Below are 18,724 nucleotides of genomic sequence, written 5' to 3' on the forward strand. Positions count from 1 at the left end.
GCAGCGCCAGCGCGATCTATGGCGCGATTTCAACCGTTTCCTGCAATCGCACGAGCTCGAAATCGCTGACGAGAATGTCGATCCTCACGCGCCACCGCCCGGCCAGGGGAAGGATGACGTCCGCGGCCTGCCAGGTTCCGTCGCCCTGCAACGCGGCCCGCCTGCGCATCGGCTCGATGCCCGCTTCCGGGTTCGAGAGGACGAACGTGACCTCCTTCGGGCTGAGGGGCGTGAAGTCGGGCGACAGGATGACGGCGGACAGCCGGACCGGGCCGGCGCGACCCGGCGTGAGGGCGATCTCGGCCATCGCCTTGTCCGAATGGATATGGATGGAGGCCGGCCGCGCCGCCGCGAGCGCCAGTGCGCGCGGCGGCGGCGTGAACCGCCAGGCCGCGGCGACGGCAAGAACCGCAAGGACGATCATGGTCTCCACGATGATCGACCGGACAAGCCGCCGCGTCGCGCCGCGATCCCCGCGCGCGGCGGGCCGGGTGAAAACCCAGCGGTTGAGAGCCACGAGCGAAAACAGGACCGCAAGCAGCGCCATCTTCACCAGAAGCACGGCGCCGTAGGCCGTCGAAAAGAGCGCGCCGAATGCCTGGACCTGAACGACGGCAAGCAGCAGGCCGGCAAGGGCCAGCGCGGCAACGCAGGCCGGGATCAGGCGCGAAAACCGGTCAAGCGCCTGCCGGCCGGCATCGCCGCCCCGCCGCACGGCATAGGCCAGCGGCAGGAGGGCGCCGATCCAGACGGCGATCGTGATCGCATGCACGAAGACGGCGGGTTGCGTCAGCCATTGCGGCGCGGCCGAACTTGCATGGCCGCTCAACGCCAGGGCCCCGCCTGCGGCGAGGAGAGACGCAAGGGACGCCGCACGACCGGCGAATGCCGCGCGCAAGCAGGCAACCACCGCCAGGCAGAAGGCCGCCAGAAGCACGATGACGGTGAGGCCGAAACGCGTGGCGAGACCGGCTTGCCATACCGCTCGATCCATCAGGCCGGACAGCGGGACGCCGAGCGCATCCAGTCCCTGAAACCCCAGCGAGAGGACGGCCGCCGCCAGGCCGAGCAGCGTTGCCCCCCTTATGACGCGCAGGCCATCCGCGCCGCCCGGGATCAGCCAGCGGACAGCGAAGAGGCCGCCGATGCCGAAGAAGAGGCCGACATAGAGCGCGACCCGCGCAAGCCACAGCGCGATCCTGACCGGCCAGTCGGCCGCCGTTTCGGCGACGGGCGGCGCGCTGCTCGGCGCGCCGATCGAAAAGACCGTGGATCCGGCAACCGGATGCCCGTCCTCGGACACGACACGCCAGACAAGGACATGGGTGCCAGCGCCGAGGCCGTCCGGCGGGACGATCTCAAGCACGCGGTCGCGGAGCGCGAAAGTCCCGAGCGTCCTTGCCTGCCCATCCGGCAGGACGAGCCGCAGCACGAGCGGCGAAACCGGCTCGCTGAAGGACAGCGAGAGGCTTTGCGGCGGCGTGTCGACGACCGCGCCATCCGCCGGCACCGACCCCGTCAGGGAGGCATGCGCCATCGCCGCCGCGGCGAGGCAGCACCAGAGGATGCCGGCCAGGAATACCTGGATACAGGCTCGGCCAGGATGGTCCCGCACGAACGCTCTCCGAACGACAGATGCGGCCGGCACCCCGATGGCGCCGGCCTTCACGGGGCCAGAGCGTTTGCGCCGTTCTTCAAATCGCAAAGACACCCCGGCCTCCTGTTTCGCCGCAATCTTGCATGCAAGACCGCGTCATGCCCTTTCTGGACCAGCCTTTAATGGCCGCTTGCGGCCTCGACCAGCTTCACGCCGGGCGCGGGAAGCTCGAGATCATCGGCCGACTGGCCTTCGGCGGGAATCTCGATCCAGCGCTCGGCCATGCCGTCCGGGCACTCCTGCACCACGGGGAAATACAGCGTTTCGCCCGCCTTCAGGTCCTTCGTCAGATAGACCCGCAGCACGAACTCGTCATATTCGTCATCGCCGAGGCTGCCGCCGCTCCATATGATTTCCTTCACGCCTTCGCTGGTCGGCGTGCCGTGGTAGTCGTAGGATTTCGCATAGGCGCCCTTGATCTTTTCAAGCGTCCAGCCGGCCTTCGGCTGCGGCTTGACCGCGATCACGCCCTCCGGGATCTGCACGCGGAGCACATTCGTCGGCCTGCCTTCGCAGCCATGCGGCACCTGGAGGATCGCGCGATAGGTCGAACCGACCGGCGCCTCCTTCGATTGCAGCGAGACATGGGCAAGGGCGGCTCCGGAACCGATGGCAAGGACGGCAACGGTTGCAAGCATTCTTTTCAGCATAGTCAGTCTCCATGAAGCCGGTCATCCCTGCCGGCAAGGTTTGATGGAAGAAAAATTGGAAGGTGCGATCGCGAAGCGCCCGGCGGGGCGCCGACGACAGGACGGACGGAGGCCGGGAGGCACGGCAGTGCGCATCATGCGTGCGTGGAGAACGGGAGCCTCGCGGCGCCCCCTGCCCCGTTGGCCGATATGGCTCGGGCAGGCGCATCGTCACGGTCGCCAGCGGGTGCCGGCCCGGCGGTCAGGCGATGGCGGGAGGGCCGCGCGGATGTCCGGGGAGAGCGTCGTGCGCCGAGGGGACGATGTCGCCATACCCATCGAGAATCCGCTGCGATGGCTGGGCAAGCGGATTGAACAGGATGGGAACAGAGCGGTGGGTCGGAACGAAGGCCGCGGCCATGCCGCAGGCAAGCGTGCAGCAATCGGGAGCGAGGGAACGCTCCTTGCCCGGCGCGGAGGCCGGCTCCTGCTCCTCGGCATGGGTGATGCAGAGCGGATTGCCGAAGGCATCGACCGGCGAAGCGCCGGCGGCGGCTGCAACGGCAAGGGGGCCGAGGAGCGCCTGCAACGCCATCAGGACGGCGACGGCGAAGGCCACCATTCCAATCCGGCACTGTTGCAGATGCGTGTTCATCGAAACCTCTCGCGCCAAGGCTTACCAACCAGGCAGCGCGATGAAAAGGCTCTCCGCCTGCCGAATTGTCGCACAGTTTGCGATGCAGCAATGAGCCGCGCGAAAAGTCGCCGGGCTTGCTAGTAGGCTGCGCGGTAGAGGGCCAGCGCGTCCGCCTCTTCCAGCGGCACGGGATTGTTTGCGAGGAGCCGGGTCTGCAACATGGCGTCCGCCGCGAGCGTCGGGAGCATGTCTTCCGCCACACCGGCATCGCGCAGCCGGCGCGGCGCGCCGGAGGCATCCATCAGTTCCAGCATCCGGGCAAGGAAACGGCGGGCAAGGCCTTCCTCGCTCCCGGCGCCCGCAAGATCCGCCCCGGCCGGCGCGGCCAGCCGGGCGTAGAGTGGCGCCGCGGCCTTCAGGTTGAAGTCGAGCACCGGCCCCAGCATGAGCGCATTGGCGAGGCCGTGCGGGATGTGGCAGCGGCCGCCGAGCGGATAGGCCAGGGCGTGCACCGCGGCCACCGGCGCATTCGCGAAGGCCTGCCCGGCCAGCGTCGCGCCGAGCAGCATCGCTTCGCGCGCCGTGCGGTCGTTACCGTTGCGGCATGCGGCAACCAGGTGGGTGGAGAGAAGCCGCAACGCCTCGCAGGCGAGAAGATCGGATATGGGGTTCTTCCTGTGCCGCGACGTATAGGCTTCGATCGCATGCACCATGGCGTCGATGCCGGTCGCGGCGGTGTGGAGCGGCGGCAGGCCGCAGGTGAGCGCCCCGTCGAGCAGCACGCGGTCGGCATAGAGCTGGTCGGCGACCACGCCCATCTTCGTCGTCTCGCCCGTTGTCAGGATCGTGATGTTGGTCACCTCCGATCCCGTGCCGGCCGTGGTCGGGACCTGCACGAGCGGCAGGCGCCCGCCCTCGACCTTGCCGATGCCGTAGAGGCTGGCAAGGCCTTGCCCGGACCGGATGAGAACGGCGGCGAGCTTGGCCACGTCCATGGACGAGCCGCCGCCGAAGCCGAGCACGATGTCGACCTGCGCGGCCCTGGCGCGCGCGACGCAATCGAGAAGCACGCTTTCGGGCGGGTCGGCGACGACGGCGTCGAACACGGTGACGGTAAAGCCGCTCGCCTGAAGCGAGGCAAGCGCGGGGTCCAGAACGCCCGAGGCCCTGAGGCCGCCATCCGTGACGAGCAGGAGGTTGCGCGCGGTAAACCAGGCACCCAGCCTCTCGCCGATATGGGCCGCGCCGCCCCATTCGACGGCAAGGCTCGCAACGGTGTCGAACTGGAACGGCTGCATGGGATCAGGCCGCCAGATAGCCGCCGTCGACGGGCACAATGGCGCCGTGGATATAGGAGGCGTCTTCCGACAGGAGGAACGCCACGACCCGGGCGATCTCCACCGTGGCGGCCCAGCGGCCGATGGGGATGCGTGCGTCGATCCGGGCGCGCCGCGCCGCATCGGCCCGCGCTCCTTCCGAAATACGCGTCTCCACCCAGCCGGGCGCCACCGCGTTGACGCGGATGCCACTTGCACCCCAGGCGACGGCCAGCGAACGCGTCAGCGCCACGACGGCCCCCTTGCTGGTGCCGTAGGCGGGTGCGACCGGGTTGCCGAACCAGCTCCACATCGAGGCGATGTTGACGACCGCGCCGCCGCCGCGCTGGAGCGCGTCGCGGGCCGCCGTGCAGGAGGAAAGGACGCCGGTGACGTTCACCGCCATGACCTTCTCGAAAACCGCTTCCTCCCATTCCCTGCCGTACTGGATGGTTCCCGCGCAGGTCACGAGCCCGCCGAGTGTTTCCAACCCCTCGAAGACGCGGGCAAGCGAGGCCGCATCGGTGACGTCGCATTCGACGAAGCGGGCGGCATCGGGAAAGCCGTCCTCCCGTTCCAGGCCCGCAGCCGTCACCTGCCAGCCGCGCTCGACGAGCACCTGGGTCGTCGCCAGTCCAATACCTGTCCCCCCGCCGGTGACCACCACGTTCCTTGCCTCTCCCATCGTCAGTTCCTTTCGTCGAGGGCCCGCATCGCGCGCACGAGATCGCCGGCATCGAGCTTGCGGTAGTAGTTCGGCGCATAGGGCGCGGCGAGCGCGATCTCGGCCATGCGCCGGAAATCGGCCTCTGCCGTGATGCCGAATGCCTTGAAGCCGGTGGGCAGGCCGATGCGGCGAAAGAAACCGGCAAGCGCGCGGATCTCCTCCGCGCTGCCCTGCCCGGCGGCGAGCTGCGTCAGCGTGCCGAGCGCGACCATTTCGCCATGCAGCAGACCGCCCAGCGCCGGCATGACCGACAGTCCGCGCACCATGGCGTGGGCAATGGAAAGGCCGCCGCTTTCAAAGGCGAGGCCACTCAGGAGCACTGCCGCCTCGACGACGCGCTCGAAAGCCTCGTCGGGCGCCGTTGCCGCCATGGCGGCCTCGCTGTCGGCGAGAAGGATCTCCTGCGCGCGGGAGACGATCGCTTGCGTCAGTTCCGTCGGCCGGCCCGAGAAGAAGTTGAGCCCGCCGCCGGCCAGCGCGCCCGCAAGCTCGTAGGGCTTCGACATCGCATCGCCGATGCCGGCGGTCAGGAACCGGCGCGGCGCCCCGGCGATGACGGCAGTGTCGACCAGCACCAGCACGGGATTGGTCTTCATGCGGCGCACGCCCTCGACGGCGTGGTCCGGCGTGTAGACGACGGCGATATGGCTGGTGGGGCTGTCGTTGGAGGCGATCGTCGGCACGATGGCGACCGGCAGGCCGCGCTCGATCGCGGCCCCCTTCGCGGTGTCGATCGCCTTGCCGCCGCCGACGCCGATGAGAAGCCGGGCATCGCCCGTCTCCGCGGCGCGCGCGGCGATTTCCGCCGCGGTGCATTCGCCGCCGAACGCCATGAGGCGGGCAGCGGGCAGCTGGCGGAGGATGCGTTCGCCGAGAAGGTTGCGGGCAACCGGATCGATGACCACGGCCACCGGCCCGCCCCCGACGATCGCAACCTCTTCCGCCAGCCGGTCGATGGCGCCCGGCCCCTGCACATAGCGCAGCGGCGCCCCCAGGATACGCATGGTCATGGCATCACCCTTTCACGGCGCCGGCCGTCAGGCCCTGGACGAAGTAGCGCGACAGCGCCAGGAAGGCGGCGAAGAGCGGCAGGGCGATCAGCGTCGAACCCGCCATCACGTCGCCCCAGCGCAGGTCGAAGGCGCCGATCATCGAGGCAAGGCCGAGCGGCACGGTCTTGTTGGCGTCCGAGCCGATCATGACGAGCGCGAAGGTATAGTCCGTCCACGACAGCAGGAAGGCGAAGATCGCGACCGTCACAAGGCCAGGAACCGAGAGCGGCAGCACCACCCGCAGGAACGCGCCGAGCCGGGTGCAGCCGTCGACCATCGCCGCCTCCTCCAGCTCGAAGGGCATGGTCTTGAAGAAGCCCCAGAGGAACCAGACGCCGAGCGGCATGGTGATCGTCAGGTGCGAGATGACGAGCGAGAGCAGCGTGTCGTTGAGCCCGACGACCGAGAACATCGCATAGAGCGGGATGGCGAGCAGCAGCGGCGGGAACATGTAGGCATAGAGCATGCCGGCGATGATCATCTGCTTGCCGCGGATGCGCTGGCGCGTGACGCCATAGGCGATCATCACCGACAGGACCATCGTCAGCGCCACCGTGGTCACCGCGACGATCAGGCTGTTGAGGAACTGCCGCGGGTAGTCGGTCTGCGCCAGCAGGCTGGTATAGTATTCCAGCGTCCAGCGCTGCGGCACCAGCGAGGGGGTCATCAGCATTTCCTGTGTGGGGCGCAGGGAGGAGACGATCATCCAGTAGATCGGGAAGGCGCTGTAGACGGCGAGCACGATTGCCGCGAAGTAGAGCCCCATGCGGCCGGCGATCCGCCGGGGTCGGATTTGCCCGCTCATTTGCCTTGCTCCATCGGGAATACGCGGAAGTAGATCGCCACGGCGACCATGAGGACGAAGAAGGAGAGCGTCGCGATGGCCGCACCGCTTCCGATGTCGTAGAGCGCGAAGGCCTCCCGGTAGGACAGGACCGGCAGATGCTCCGTCGCCCCCAGCGGGCCGCCGCCCGTCGCCAGCCAGACGACGTCGAACTTGTTGAACATCCACACGCCGCGCAGCAGGATGATGACCGTCAGGATCGGCCGCAGCGACGGCAGCGTGACGTGGAAGAACTGCCGGATCGGCCCGGCGCCATCAACGCGCGCCGCTTCGTAGAGCTGGCTCGGCACCGTCTGCAGGCCGGCGAGGAACGTCGTGGTGACGAAGGGCGTCCACAGCCAGACCGAGATCAGGATGACGGAGACCATCGAGGCCGTTTCCGTTTCGAACCAGTAGATCGGCGGCAGGCCCCAGTCGTCCATCAGGATCGTCACGATGCCGAGCGAACCGTCCACCATCCACTTGAACACCAGCACGGCGACGACCGTCGGCAGGAGATAGGGCAGGAAGGCGAGCCCGCGCAGCAGCGACCGGCCGATGAAGTTCTGGTTCAAAAGCAGCGCGAAGCCGATGCCGAGCACCACCTGCAGCACGATCGCGAGCCCGGCATAGACGATGCCGTTCCACAGCGCGTTCCAGAACGCGGCGCTCGCCAGGACCTCGGCGTATTTCGCCAGACCGACCCAGACCGGATCGGCCGTCAGCGACGGCATGTCGTAGAAGCTGAGGGATACCGCGTACAACGCGGGGCCGACGATCAGCAAGAGGGTCGCAAGGATCCCGACGCCGAGAAAGCCGGGCAGCAGCCAGCGGGTCATTCGAAAACTCCTGTGGGAACAAGCCGGGGGAGGAGCGCGCCCTCCCCCGGCGTCTCGTCACTTGATGACGTCGCGCATCTTGGCCGCAGCCTGCGACACCGCCTCGGCCGAGTCCATCTCGCGCAGGATCTTGTTCTGCAGCATTTCCGGCATGACGAAGGATTCGAACACCTTGCCCGGCCGGACGTCCGGCCGCGGGCCCTGCGTGTCGATCGAGGTCAGGACGACCGATCCGTCGGTGACGAGGCTGCGCATCTGGTCGATCTCCGCGCCGAACTGCTTGATCAGCGCATTGTCGCGCCAGCGCTGGTCGTCGTAGATGTCGAGCCGGGCCGGCTGGAAGTGCACGGGCGCCGTGTGCAGGAAGTCGACCATGCGGTCGGTCGTCAGCCAGCGCATGAACTCCATGGCATTGCCCGTGTTGTCGGTCTTCAGCACGACCCAGCCGTCGTAGCCGTGGCTGACCGCCGTCTGCTTTCCGGCGCTGTCCATGTAGGGCATGATGCCGAGGCGCCCGCCCATGTCGGGATTGTCGCGCGCCGCGGCCTCGTAGACCCGGCCCGCATAGGCGCCGTGCGCGACCGTGCCGGCGACGAGGTTCGACAATACATCCGAATAGCCGGCCTGGAGCGCGCCGGGCGGCATGGTGGCGTAGAGCCTTGCCATGAAGTCGAGATAGGCGGCGGCCTTCGGCTTCATCTCGTCATTGTCGATGATGACGTTCCATTCGTCGTCGAAGAGCTTGACGCCCTCGGCCCAGAGGAAGGCGAAGGACATCCAGTTGGCCGCGCCGTTGGAGCCGATGGGGAACAGGCATCCCTTCTGGCGGCCCTCCACCAGCGCCTCGCAATTGCCGGCGAAGGCGTCCCAGGTCTTCGGCACCGAGAGGCCCTTCGTCTCGTAGAGGTCCTTGCGGTAGTAGATCAGCGCGAGGTTGTAGTCGAAGGGATACCAGTAGACCTTGCCGTCGATGGGGAAGAGGATGTTGTTGCCCCATTTGAACTCGTCGGTGAGCTCGTTCAGCGGCACGATCTGCCCTTCTTCGGCGAGGAGAAGGACCTGGCCGATGAAGCCGACATTGGCGACGTCATAGGGCGTGCCGGAACGGATGCCGTTGGTGATCTTGGTGAAGGCCTCGTCGAGCGGCACGGAATCGACGATGACCTCGACGCCGGCCTTCTCTTGATACTCCTTGGCCATCTTGGCGAAGAAGGCGAGCGTGTCCTTGCCCGTCTCGCAGTTCAGGAAGCGGATGGGGCGTTTTTCCTGCGCGCGCAGGGCGGGCGCGGCCAGCCCCGACAGCGCAAGGCCCATGCCGAGCGCGCCCGCGCCCTTGAGAGCCTGCCGCCTCGTCCAGACGCCACCCTTCGTTTTCTCGTATGCCATGTCTTCTCCTCCCATGATCCGCCCTTTGTGCGGACGCTCCCAATGCGTTGGCCGTTATCGGCCGGTGGAAAGCCTTTCGCCGCTTTCGCGGTCGAAGAGATGGATCGCCGCCTCCGGTACGGCGATCCTCATGTCGCTGCCGGGCGCCACGTCGTCGCGCCGGCCGGTCATGACGCGCAGGCGGCGACCCGCAAGCTCGCCGATGAACAGGGTCTGCGAGCCGAGCTGCTCGATGCCGCGGACGGCGAAGGGCAGGCCCTCCCCCGCCGGCACGATCGCCTCCGGCCGCATGCCGACCGTCACGCGCCCCTCCCGGCGCGCCAAGCCCGACGGGGCAGGAAGCGAAACGCCCTCGCCGAGCACCAGCCGCCCGTCGGCGAGGTCCGCATCGATGAGGTTCATCTCGGGCGAGCCGATGAAACCGGCGACGAAGGCGTTGGCCGGGCGGTCGTAGACCTCCAGGGGCGAGCCGATCTGCTGCACCCGCCCGTCCCGCATGATGACGATGCGGTCGGCGAGCGTCATCGCCTCGGTCTGGTCATGCGTGACATAGAGCATCGCCTTGCCGATGCGTCTTTGCAGCAGGGCGATCTCCTCGCGCATGCGCGAGCGCAGCTTGGCGTCGAGATTGGACAGCGGCTCGTCCAGCAGGAAGACGGCCGGATCGCGCACCAGCGCGCGGCCGAGCGCCACGCGCTGCATCTGGCCGCCCGAGAGCTGGCCGGGCTTGCGCTCCAGCAGATGCGTGATGTCCAGCATCTCGGCCGCCGCGTCGACCCGCTTGGTGATCTCGGCCGCGTCGGTGCCCCGCATCTTAAGGCCGAAGGACATGTTCCCCCGGATCGTCTTGTGCGGGTAGAGCGCGTAGTTCTGGAACACCATCGCGATGTCGCGGTCCTTCGGCTCCAGCGCCGTGACGTCGCGCCCGCCGATATGCAGCTTGCCGTCGCTGATCGTCTCCAGGCCCGCGACCATGCGCAGCGTGGTCGACTTGCCGCAGCCCGAGGGACCGAGCAGCACGATCAGCTCGCCCTTGGCGATTTCCAGATCGACGCCTTCCACCGCAACCACCGGGCCATAGGTCTTGCGCAGCTTGCGCAGACTGACTTCCGCCATCACTTCGCCTCCCTGATTGCCCGGACCGTCTCGTGGTTGACCGGGGTCAGCGCCTCCTTGGCCGCCCGGAAGCGGGCAAAGCCCGCATCGTAGACCCCGGCGACGCCCGCGGCCGGGACCAGGGTCTCGGCCACCTTGATGGCGCGGGCCGCATCCGCCGTGTCGGCGAAAACGCCGATGCCGATGCCGGCGATGAGGGCCGCACCGTAGGACGCATCGCCCTCCGCCGGCACCTCGATCGTGAGGCCCGTGACGTCGGCGATGATCTGGCGCCACAGGGCGCTGCGCGTGCCGCCGCCGACGAGGCGCGCGGTGTCGAAGCCCATGCCCCGGGATTTCAGCACCGTCAGGCAATCGCGCAGCGTGTAGGCGATGCCTTCGTAGAGCGCGCGGCAGATGTGCGGCGCCCCGTGCTGGAAGCCGAGCCCCACGAAGGAGGCCCGCAGGTCCGGATCCCAATAGGGGCTCCGCTCGCCGTTGAGATAGGGGTGGAAGAGCAGGCCCTCCGACCCCGCCGGAGCCTCCTGCGCCTTCCGGTCCATGCCGTCGAAGCCGATTTCCGCAAACAGCGCGTCGCGCAGCCACCGGTGGGCGGAGGCGCAGGAATTGGTGCCGAGGATGGCGTAGTGATGGCCGGGAACGAGGTGCGGGTAATGGATGACGTCGTCGGAGAAGACCGGCGCGGCGGTGAGCGTGGAGACCGTGCCCGCCGTCGCCAGCTTCAGCGCGCCGATGCCCGGCCGCGTCATGCCGGCCGCATAGGTTTCCGCATTGGTATCGGACGTGCCGCAGACGACGGGCGTTCCCGCCCGCAGCCCCGTCTCGGCGGCGGCCGCCGCCGTCACGGTTCCGGTCGTCGCCGTCGATCCGACGATCTGCGGCAGCACGCCGGGCTCCAGCCCGGCGATCGCGCACAGCTCCGCCGACCAGCCGTCGCGCTGCGCGTCGGCCAGCATCAGGCCCCAGGCATCCGTGAGGTCCGTCGCATCGCTGCCGTCGAGACGGCGGCGCAACCAGTCCTTGGCGGGCCGCAGGCGGCGGATGCGGGCATGCACCTCCGGCTCCTCCTCGCGCAGCCAGACGAGCTGCGGCAGGGTCCACGTCGGGCTGACCCGGTTGCCGGAAAGTTCGAGGATGCGCGGGCCGCGGGCAGCCCTTTCCCGCGCGACCTGCGGGCCGGAACGCTGGTCGTTCCACATGATGGCCGGGCGCAGGGTCCGGCCCGCCTCGTCCTCCAGGACATGCGTATGGGCGCCCGCCGTCACGGAAACGGCGGCGACGCGGCCGGGATCGATGCCGGCCTGCCAGATTTTGCGGAGCGACTGCACCAGGGCGGACCACCAGCCTTCCGGGTCCTGCTCGCTGAAGCCGGGCTTCGGCGCCAGCGTTTCGACGGGAACGGAGGCGGTGGCAAGGACCTTCCCGCCGGCGGAAATGACCGTCGACTTGAGCGATCCTGCGCCGAGATCGATCCCGAGCAAGAGGATGTCAGACATTGGCACCCCTGTCGCGGTAGGGATCGACGGCGCCGGCACGGGGCGGGAAGCCGAGCTTGCCGGGATTGAACAGGTTCTGCGGATCGACGGACGCCTTGATGCGGCGCAGGAGATCCATCCCGACGCCATGCTCGCCATCCATCCACGGCCCGCGGAAGAGGCCGCTGCCATGATGATGCGCGATGGAACCGCCGTGGGCCAGGGTCTCGCCGGTCGCGATCTCCCACATCTTCTGGTGCAGCGTCAGGGCCACGGCCTGGTCCATGGGCGGCAGGCGCAGGGTCATGTACTGGCAGACGCCTTCCGGATAGACATGCGACCAGTGGGCGCTGAAATGCGCGTCCGGCGACACTTCCGCCGCGATGCGCGCGGCGATCGTGTCGTAGAGCGCGGCCGCATTGCTCCAGTTCACCGTCACCTCGATCGTGTCGTTGTAGTAGCCGCGGTCGAGCCATTGCTTGGTGATCGAGTGGTAGCGCTTCGCGCGCCACTCGTCGAAGGGACGCGTTTCGGTCTCGACCGCACCGACCTCCTGCGCGAAGCCACGCACCAGCGCCGCCTCGGCGGCCACGATGGCCGGCTCGCCGCAGACGACGATGTTGGCCATGACCGGGCGCGTCCGGTAGGCTTCGATGCCCTCGGTGCGCAGCGCGGTTTCCTTTTCGTCGTAGAGACGGACGATCCGCGGATGCAGGCCGGCCTGCATGATGCGCTTGGCGAGCCCCAGCGCGGCGGCCCGGTCCGGCAGGGCCAGCACGATCGCCTCCTCGGCCGCGGGCAGCGTCCAGATGCGCATGGTCAGCTCCGTGATGACGGCGAGCGTGCCCTCGCTTCCCACGATGACATCGAGCACGGAGGGGCCGGAGGCGCGCTTGGGCAGCGGGCGGACTTCCAGCACGCGCCCGTCCGGCATGACGGCCTTCAGGCCGACGACGATGTTCTCGATCTTGCCGAAGCGGCTCGATTCCTGGCCGCCGCCGCGGCAGGCGGCCCAGCCGCCGACCGTCGATATGGTGAGGGACTGCGGCAGGTGGCCGGAGGTGTAGCCTTCGGCATTCAGCGCGTCCTCGAAGGCCTCGCCGTTCATGCCGGCCTCGACCGTCACGAGATTGTTCTCGCGGTCGATGTTGAGGATGCGGTTCATGCGCTGCATGTCGAGCATCAGCTCCTCGCCGAGCGGGATGATCCCGCCGAGGACGCCGGAGCCGCTGCCATAGGGGATGAGCGGCTTGTCGACCTCGCCGGCCTTGCGGACGATCGCCGAGACGTCCTCGGTGCTGGCCGGGCGCAACACCAGACCGGGCAGCGTGCCGACCAGCGCGCCTTCCCGCGCGCGGAAGTTCGCATAGGGCAGACGGTCATGGGCGTAACCGGCACGCGCGGCCTCGTCCACCAGGACGTTTTCCGCGCCGATCAGCTCCGAAAGCTCGGAGACGAGATCACGTTCTTTCAACGGCTTTTCCTCCTCTATGTCCTGCGAAACCCTCGATCTCACCTTGGACAAACGTTTGCTCAATCCATAAACAGTCTATTTCGCAGGGGATGTCAAGCCCGCTGCCGGATTTTTCAAAGAGCGGCGACAGAGGACCGGACGATGAGCTCGTCGGGAGGAAGCAGAAGACAGCCGGCGGGCTTTCCGCCATCCGGCGCAACGCCCTGGATGAGGTCGATCAGCCGGCGCGCGGCGACACGCCCCATCTCCTGGGATGGCAGCGCGACGGTCGTCACCTGCGGATAGACCACACGCGCGAGCAGATCGTCGTGCATGGTAACGACCGACACCTCCTCCGGCACGCGGACGTTTCGTTCGTGCAGCCGGGCGATTGCCGCAGCCGCCGTCAGCAGCGTCGCGGCATGGATCGCCGTCACACCGACGGCGAGCAGCTTGTCCACCGCCGCCGGCACCTCATCGGGACTGTAGCCCGCCTGCACGATGAGATCGTCGCCGTGATCGAGCCCCGCCGCGGCCATCGCCTCTTCCCAGCCGCGCCGGCGCATGTCGCCGTTGAAACGCCCGAGCCGGCCGGCAAGGTGGCCGATCCGGCGATGTCCCATCGCGATCAGGTGCTCCACGCCGATTCGCGCGGCGCGCCGGGTATCGATGGCAACGCAGTTCGCATCGCCGGACAGGTGCCGGTTGAGGACGACATGCGGCAGGTCCGTGCTGCTCAGAACCTGGCGCAGCCGGTTGTCGTCATCGAAGCTGGCGATGATGACGCCCTCGATGATGCTGGAGCGGGAGATGTCGGATATGATCTCGCGCCCATCCCCCTTGTCATAGGAAACAAGCAGCGCGAACCCCCTGCTGCGCGCCTCGATCTCCGCCCCGATGATGGCGGAGGCGAAGATCGGGTTTTCGATCTGCGGCACCACCATGAGCACGGTCGAGGACTTTGCGGTCTTCAGGGCGCGCGCGACCGGATTGCCGTGATAGCCGAGGCGCTCGGCCGTCTTGAGGATGCGCGAGCGGGTCTCCTCCGAAACGCGCCCCTTGTTCTGCAGCACACGGGAGATGGTCGAGACGTCCACGCCCGCCGCCGCCGCGACGTCACGCAGGGTGATGGCTGGATTCTTGTTGCTCATGTAAACCTCCTGCATGCATTCTAACGTCCAATCGCGACAGAGTGGAATTGCAGAAAACCACACGACTCGAAACAACGCGGAAAAGAGAACGACGCGCAGGAAACGGTTGACCGCGGACCTGAAGGCGAACTCCGCCGGAGGTCACACTGGGGCATTCAAAAATACCGGTGCGAAGCGATGGGCACGACCTGCCGGCAGCAACATCATTGACGCGTTGCGCGCAGGGAACAAAAATCGCCTCGGGCGTAAAAAAGCGCCGGGATTTGTAGAAACCGCTACTAGATTTTACAAGAAGAAATCAGCGTAAACCATTATTCTTGGAGGAATAATGGTGGGTGATCACGGGCTCGAACCGTGGACCCGCTGATTAAGAGTCAGCTGCTCTACCAACTGAGCTAATCACCCACTTGACCGCTCCAGCGGTCTGACGGGGCGTATAAAGGCCTTCGTGGAGCTTGTCCATAGCCATCCGGAAAAAAGATGCGTCCGCGGATAAATTTCTTCCGCAGCGCAAAAAACCGTCACAAATCCAATGTTCCCGACGCGATGCGGACCGCCTCGCCGCCGATGCGCGCACCGGCGATCGTCCCGCCCGCGATATCGAGATGGAGGTGGATGAGCGACGGGCGCCCCATTTCGACGCCCTGCTCGATCAGCAACGGATGGTGGCCGTCCACCAGCTTGTCGAAGAAGTGGATGGCGCCGGACATGGCCGCGACCGCGGCCCCCGTCGCCGGGTCCTCGGCAATGCCCATGTCGGGCGCGAACATGCGGCTGTGGAAGCGGGCGACGTGATTGACCCCGCCGCGGCAATAGAGATAGGCCGAGGCGAGCCGTCCCTCGGCGAAGGGCGCGCAGCGCTCCCAGAGCGTGGGGTCGAATTCCACCGCAGCGGCCGCCGCGAGGTCGTGCACCGGGATCATCACGAAGGCGACGCCGGCGCTCCACAACGAGGGAACGTGATTCTCGAAGCCGATCTGGCCGGGCTTCAGGCTGAAGGCATCGGCGAGCGCCTGCCGGTCGAACGCGGCCTCCAGGCGCGCCGTCTTGCGCGGCACGTCGAATTCCGCGAAGGCGGCCTTGCGCGCGCCGAGCCTGACCGCGCAGCGCACCGGACCGACATTTTCCTCCAGAACGCTGACGAGATCGCGCGGGCCCGCCTCGCCGCCCTCGCCCGCCTCGGCGATGGCGATCGCCGCGCCGACCGTCGGATGGCCGGCGAAAGGCAGCTCCCGGCCGGGCGTGAAGATGCGCAGGCGCGCGCTGTGCGCCGGGTTCTCCGGCGTCCTCACGAAGACGGTCTCGGAAAGATTGAACTCGCCGGCAATGCGCTGCATGGTGCCGTCGTCGAGATCATCGGCATCGAAGACGACGGCCAGCGGATTGCCGGCGAGCCGCGTGTCGGTGAAGACGTCATAGATGGCGTAGCGACGGGGCAAGGCATTCTCCCTGTTCGTTTTTTGCCCGAAAGCATCCTGCTAGAATTGCCCGAGGCGCTTCCTGCGGGCAAGGGAAAACCACACCGTGCGCCAATGGGCGTTTCCGCGGCCGGCAGGCCGGAGAACGGGTCACAGGTCGAGCGTCATCACCACCGGGCAATGGTCGGAGGCCTTCGGCCGGTCCCAGCCGACGCGGGGATACCGCTCCACCTCCTGCCCAGGCGGGAAGGGCGTACGGAAGGGCTGGCCGGCGCGGATGATTTCGGGAACGCGCTGCGCGTTGCGCTCGGCAAGCGAGGGCGAGAGCCAGATATAGTCGAGCTGGCAGAGATGGCGCTCCTCCGGCCCCCGGCTGTGATAGAGCGTCCAGCGGTCGTCCACCGGCCGGCGCAGCATCGGGTTCACGGCGAAACCGTCCGCGCTGAAAGCATCGAGCGCGCTCACCGCCTCCTTGCGCGGGATGAAGCGGTAGCCGTTGCGCTTGTCGCCCTCGATCGCCAGTTTCTCCTGATAGTCGTTCATGTCGCCGCAGATGGCGAAGGCCTTGCCCGCCGTATGGCCGGCGCCGAAGCGGTCCTCGATGATCCGGCGCACCGCCTTCGCCTCGGCCATGCGCACCGGCATGGTCGACTGGCGCCCGTCCATGCCCTCCCTGCCCGGCCCCATCGACTTGAAATGCACGACGTAGAGCGTCAGCGGCCGGCCGCCGATGCGCAGGTCCATCTCCAGGCAATCGCGCTTGAAGATCTTGTCGTCCGGGTTGAGCCCCTGCCCGAGATCCGGCGTATGGAGGTCGAAATCGCGATAGGTGACCGCGGCATGGCTGCGGATATCGACGCACTCGATGCGCTGGCCGTCGCGCGTCTCCTCGCGCATCAGCACGGAAACGTCGATGCCGCGGCTGTCATTGCCCTCGATCAGGTATTTCTGCCGGTAGCCGTTGCCGACCATGCGGAAGAGATAGCCGTATTCGAACGCCTGGAGGGCCGCCATGTTGTCGGTTTCCTGCAGGCAGAGGATGTCGGCATCCGCATCGGCGATGGCCAGCGCCGAATGCTGGCGGGCATCGTCGGTGTGCGCGATGGTGCGCGCCTCCTCCAGCCTCTGGTATTCCGCCTCGTTGCGGATGTCGAAGAGGCGCAGCACGCGGTCCTGGCGAAGCTGGTTGCGAAAGCCCGTGAAATCGAAACGGGTCATGAGGTTTTCGATATTGAAGGTGGCGATGCGTAGCGACATGGGGGCTTTCAAGGGTCCTTCGGGCAATGCCGGGCAAGTGTAACCGGCTGACCGGCAATGGAAAGCCGCTTTTCGCACCGGCGCCTGTCCTTCCCGGAATAAACCGGCCTGCCGCGCCGTTACCCAGTGCGGATGATGCGCATCCGGTTGCGGGCGGAGGATCGCTCATGGGGACTGTATCCAGCACAGCACGGGCGTTCCTGGCCGCATGGCTCGCGCTGCTGCTTCTCACCTGCCTGCCCGCCCGCGCCGCGGAAAGCTACATCACCGGTCCCGGCGAGGCCGCCCGCGCGGCAGGACGCGTCACCGAAGCGCTTGGCAGGACGCCGCAGGTGCACACGATCCGAATCACCGAAAAGGAGGTGAACCTCGTCATAGAGGGGGCCGGAACGGGCAACGTGGACGAATGGCGCGTGCGGCAGGCGACCCGCCTTCTCTTCTTCGAAGCCGAGACCGTCGGCGGCCCTTCGGCGCGGTCCGCACCGGCGATGGTGGCCGATCTTGCCAGCGGCCTCTTCCCGCTCGACGCGATTCCCCTTGCCAAGGCCGACCAGGTCGCCACCCGCGCCATAAGCTATGCGAAGCTCGAGAGCGGCGGCGCGGTGCAGTCGATCGAGATCTCCCGGCGCGTGAACCTCCTGCCGACGCCCTCCTACGGCGATATCCGCTGGGCGGTCTACGTCGCCTCGCCGCGCGAAAGCGCCACCGTCTACGCGGATGCCGGAGGCACGATCATCGGCGGCGACCTTTCCAACACCAACCGCGCCCGCCAGATGGATTTCTTCAAGGACGAGGACTGGCCGAAGGAGGCCGCGCTGGAAAGCCTCGCCTCCGTCATCGGCAACAAGCCTGTCGTCCGCGACCTGACGATCTACCCGAAATCCGTGCAGGTGAAGGCCGACCATCCCAGCCTGCCGGAAACCACGGTCGGCTATTCCTGGGACATTTCCGGCGTCACGCGCTCGCCCATCACCTCGCCGATGTTCCCGGGAACGTCGGCCCTGCCCGGCTTTTCGATCGGCGATGTCGACCTCTCCAGGCTCACGATGATCCGCGACAAGGCGAAGGCGGCCTGGCAGAACGACAAGTCGACGATGAGCTACATGATGCTGAAGCTCTCGACCGACGGGCCCGGCAAGCCGGAACTACGCTGGGTGGTACATTTCACCGATCTCGGCCAGCCGGGAGAAATGACGCTGTTTACCGCCAGCGGCACGGTGGAGGTGACGACGGACGGCACGGTACGCGCCGCCAACCTGCCCGATGCCCGCAAGCCGAAGCGCAACTGGCTCGACCCCGCCATGACCTGGCAGACGCTCGGCACGATCGGCGAGCAGTTCGGCAAGAACGCCCGCTTCGCCGAGATCACCGTCAGCAAGGATTCGATGAGCCTGCTTGCCGAAGTGCCCGACACGCCCGGCACCATGCGCGACTACAACGCCAACGACCGCGGCATCACCGCATCGAGCATGATGATGCCCTGGGATGCGGAATTCCGGCCCGAACGGCTCTTCCGCCTGGAGGACCTCGCCTTCTTCTCCGCCGAAAAGCTCGGCGAGCTGACGGCGCGGACCTTCACCCGCCTGCAGGTCGGCACGGAGATGGCGGTGACGCGCTACACCTTCTCCGTCGGCCAGCTGATGGCGCCGGACGGCAGCTTCATGGTGCCCTCGCCGGACGGCAAGGTGACGCTCGAAATCCGGCTGGAGGCCGCCGACGGCTGGAAGGGCGGGCGCATCACCTATTCCTCGACCGGCGAGGAAATCGACATCGTGATGCCGTAGGGCC

General features: G+C 67.5%; 16 protein-coding genes and 1 tRNA gene. 1 reads left to right on the plus strand and 16 read right to left on the minus strand.

Going from position 1 to position 18,724, the window contains the following annotated elements:
- Window positions 1-16 precede the first annotated feature (16 nt).
- From AABQ55_RS16420 to AABQ55_RS16495, 16 genes are all read right to left on the minus strand, one after another.
- Window positions 17-1,615, minus strand: a complete 1,599-nt coding sequence (locus AABQ55_RS16420; RefSeq protein ID WP_272805764.1) for a copper resistance CopC/CopD family protein — start codon at window positions 1,613-1,615, stop codon at window positions 17-19.
- 161 nt (window positions 1,616-1,776) lie between these two features.
- Window positions 1,777-2,307, minus strand: a complete 531-nt coding sequence (locus AABQ55_RS16425; protein ID WP_272805765.1) for a YcnI family copper-binding membrane protein — start codon at window positions 2,305-2,307, stop codon at window positions 1,777-1,779.
- 241 nt (window positions 2,308-2,548) lie between these two features.
- On the minus strand, window positions 2,549-2,941 hold the full coding sequence (locus tag AABQ55_RS16430; protein WP_272805766.1) for a hypothetical protein: 393 nt from the start codon (window positions 2,939-2,941) through the stop codon (window positions 2,549-2,551).
- A 119-nt stretch (window positions 2,942-3,060) separates the two neighbouring features.
- Window positions 3,061-4,221 (minus strand): iron-containing alcohol dehydrogenase, encoded by a 1,161-nt coding sequence (locus AABQ55_RS16435; RefSeq protein ID WP_272805767.1) that lies wholly within the window; start codon window positions 4,219-4,221, stop codon window positions 3,061-3,063.
- 4 nt (window positions 4,222-4,225) lie between these two features.
- Window positions 4,226-4,924: an SDR family NAD(P)-dependent oxidoreductase gene (locus AABQ55_RS16440; protein WP_272805768.1), complete on the minus strand. Its 699-nt coding sequence runs from the start codon at window positions 4,922-4,924 to the stop codon at window positions 4,226-4,228.
- A gap of 2 nt (window positions 4,925-4,926) precedes the next feature.
- Window positions 4,927-5,976 carry a glycerol dehydrogenase gene (locus AABQ55_RS16445; protein WP_272805769.1) on the minus strand — a complete coding sequence of 350 codons (1,050 nt, stop codon included), beginning with the start codon at window positions 5,974-5,976 and terminating at the stop codon, window positions 4,927-4,929.
- A gap of 4 nt (window positions 5,977-5,980) precedes the next feature.
- Window positions 5,981-6,823 (minus strand): carbohydrate ABC transporter permease, encoded by an 843-nt coding sequence (locus AABQ55_RS16450; RefSeq protein ID WP_272805770.1) that lies wholly within the window; start codon window positions 6,821-6,823, stop codon window positions 5,981-5,983.
- Window positions 6,820-7,680 (minus strand): carbohydrate ABC transporter permease, encoded by an 861-nt coding sequence (locus AABQ55_RS16455; protein WP_272805771.1) that lies wholly within the window; start codon window positions 7,678-7,680, stop codon window positions 6,820-6,822. Before AABQ55_RS16455 ends, AABQ55_RS16450 begins: the two co-directional genes overlap by 4 nt.
- A 57-nt stretch (window positions 7,681-7,737) precedes the next feature.
- Window positions 7,738-9,066 (minus strand): ABC transporter substrate-binding protein, encoded by a 1,329-nt coding sequence (locus AABQ55_RS16460; RefSeq protein ID WP_272805772.1) that lies wholly within the window; start codon window positions 9,064-9,066, stop codon window positions 7,738-7,740.
- Window positions 9,067-9,120: 54 nt separating this feature from the next.
- Entirely contained in the window at window positions 9,121-10,182 is a 1,062-nt protein-coding gene (locus AABQ55_RS16465) for an ABC transporter ATP-binding protein (RefSeq protein WP_272805773.1), read from the minus strand.
- Window positions 10,182-11,678: a xylulokinase gene (locus AABQ55_RS16470; protein WP_272805774.1), complete on the minus strand. Its 1,497-nt coding sequence runs from the start codon at window positions 11,676-11,678 to the stop codon at window positions 10,182-10,184. The genes AABQ55_RS16465 and AABQ55_RS16470 overlap by 1 nt, the downstream gene beginning before the upstream one ends.
- Window positions 11,671-13,131 carry an FAD-binding oxidoreductase gene (locus AABQ55_RS16475; protein WP_272805775.1) on the minus strand — a complete coding sequence of 487 codons (1,461 nt, stop codon included), beginning with the start codon at window positions 13,129-13,131 and terminating at the stop codon, window positions 11,671-11,673. Before AABQ55_RS16475 ends, AABQ55_RS16470 begins: the two co-directional genes overlap by 8 nt.
- 113 nt (window positions 13,132-13,244) lie before the next feature.
- On the minus strand, window positions 13,245-14,261 hold the full coding sequence (locus AABQ55_RS16480) for a LacI family DNA-binding transcriptional regulator (protein WP_272805776.1): 1,017 nt from the start codon (window positions 14,259-14,261) through the stop codon (window positions 13,245-13,247).
- A gap of 329 nt (window positions 14,262-14,590) precedes the next feature.
- Window positions 14,591-14,666 (minus strand) — tRNA-Lys (locus AABQ55_RS16485).
- A 116-nt stretch (window positions 14,667-14,782) separates the two neighbouring features.
- Window positions 14,783-15,700, minus strand: a complete 918-nt coding sequence (locus AABQ55_RS16490; protein WP_272805777.1) for a PhzF family phenazine biosynthesis protein — start codon at window positions 15,698-15,700, stop codon at window positions 14,783-14,785.
- 129 nt (window positions 15,701-15,829) lie between these two features.
- Complete coding sequence (locus tag AABQ55_RS16495) at window positions 15,830-16,936, minus strand: endonuclease/exonuclease/phosphatase family protein (RefSeq protein ID WP_244766686.1); 1,107 nt, start codon at window positions 16,934-16,936, stop codon at window positions 15,830-15,832.
- Between the two features lie 167 nt (window positions 16,937-17,103).
- On the opposite strand from AABQ55_RS16495, the gene AABQ55_RS16500 reads away from it, so the two are divergent.
- Entirely contained in the window at window positions 17,104-18,720 is a 1,617-nt protein-coding gene (locus tag AABQ55_RS16500; RefSeq protein WP_272805778.1) for a hypothetical protein, read from the plus strand.
- Window positions 18,721-18,724 lie beyond the last annotated feature (4 nt).

The organism is Shinella sp. WSD5-1, from assembly GCF_963942435.1.
Classification (GTDB): Bacteria; Pseudomonadota; Alphaproteobacteria; order Rhizobiales; family Rhizobiaceae; genus Shinella; species Shinella yambaruensis.